Here is a 1369-nt window from a genome sequence, read left to right on the forward strand (position 1 = left end):
ATTCAAGTCATATTATGGAAGGTGTACTAATGCTACTAACATATAGCTTAGGATTTGGGATTCCATTTATACTATCTGCTTTATTAATTGATTCATTAAAAAGTACATTTAACTTTATAAAAAGAAATTACAATATTATAAATAAAATATCAGGTATAATCTTAATAATTGTAGGTGTAATGATGATGACTGGATATTTAAATATGTTATTATCTATGTTAAGTTTCGTATAAGTTAAATAATATAAGGATAGATAGAATTCTTGATTAGAATAGAATTTATTTAAACTATTTGTAAGTTAAATAATATAAAAGGAAGAGGAATTATGAAAAAAGTATTAAGTAAGTATAACGGAAATTTAAATATAAAAAAGCTTAGCAATTATCTAATAAATATAGGGATAGTATTAAGCGTATTAAATATAGTTTTGATATATATTTCTAGAAGTCGTTTGCCAGAGGGTGTATGTCCTATTGATGAAAATAATAATTTTATATTACTATCTATTGGGATTTCAGGATTAGGATTAATTTTATCATTTTTTGATAGGGATACGAAAAAATAAATTTAATAAGGTATTTATTAAGGTATTTAATAATGTAAAGAATAATAGAGCAACTTAGATATTTAATTAAGAAATAGAGTGAAGAAAAACAAATTATCTCTCGTAATTTTAATAATAGTTGTATAGAGATAATAGATAAGGGAACAAAATTAAGATGAAGAGAAAATAATTAATAGTAGAAAAAGAAAATGTGTAAAGTTCTATATGAAAAATTGAGCTAGTTAAAATAAATAGGAGATTAAGTGTATGAAAAAGTTAAAAGTTATATTGATAGTGATTTTAATGGGGCTATTGATATTTTTAGGAAAATTAGGTTATGATTATCTAACTGGTGTATATGAAGAAGAGGGAACAAAAGTAAGTAGTGGGAATAATGCTAGTATTGGGAGTACTAAAGAAGATAAACCTTTAGAAAAAGCAAAAGATTTTACTGTTTATGATGAAGATAATAATGAAGTGAAATTATCAGATTTTATTGGAAAGAAAAACGTAGTAGTAAACTTTTGGGCAAGTTGGTGCCCTCCATGTAAAGCAGAAATGCCATATTTTGATGAAGCTATGAAGAATTATAAAGATGAAGATATAGAAATATTAATGGTTAATCTTACTGATGGAATGAGAGAGACAAAAGAGACTGCAAAGGCCTTTATAGAGGAAGAAGGATATGATATGAATATAGTTTATGATTTAGATAGTGATGCAGCTATGACATACTATTAAAATGCAGTTCCAAGAACTTTATTTATAGACATAGATGGAAATGTGCAGTACGATCATACTGGAATGATTACTAATAGCGTTCTA

Annotated in this window: 3 protein-coding genes; all 3 read left to right on the top strand. The window is 25.2% G+C overall.

The annotated features are described in order from the left end of the window. Positions 1-233: cytochrome c biogenesis protein CcdA (locus E6248_RS16055; protein WP_316341770.1), on the top strand; the 233-nt coding region annotated here is incomplete at its 5' end. 92 nt (positions 234-325) lie between these two features. After that, positions 326-565: a hypothetical protein gene (locus tag E6248_RS16060; protein WP_316341771.1), complete on the top strand. Its 240-nt coding sequence runs from the start codon at positions 326-328 to the stop codon at positions 563-565. Between the two features lie 246 nt (positions 566-811). Further along, on the top strand, positions 812-1285 hold the full coding sequence (locus tag E6248_RS16065; protein WP_316341773.1) for a TlpA disulfide reductase family protein: 474 nt from the start codon (positions 812-814) through the stop codon (positions 1283-1285). The last annotated feature ends 84 nt before the right edge of the window (positions 1286-1369 follow it).

Source organism: Clostridium sp. (assembly GCF_032552055.1).
GTDB lineage: Bacteria > Bacillota > Clostridia > Clostridiales > Clostridiaceae > Clostridium.

Excerpts from the sequence above, each read along its gene's own strand:
- E6248_RS16065 (WP_316341773.1), top strand. The coding sequence starts at position 812 with ATGAAAAAGTTAAAAGTTATATTGATAGTGATTTTAATGGGGCTATTG.
- E6248_RS16060 (WP_316341771.1), top strand. The coding sequence starts at position 326 with ATGAAAAAAGTATTAAGTAAGTATAACGGAAATTTAAATATAAAAAAG.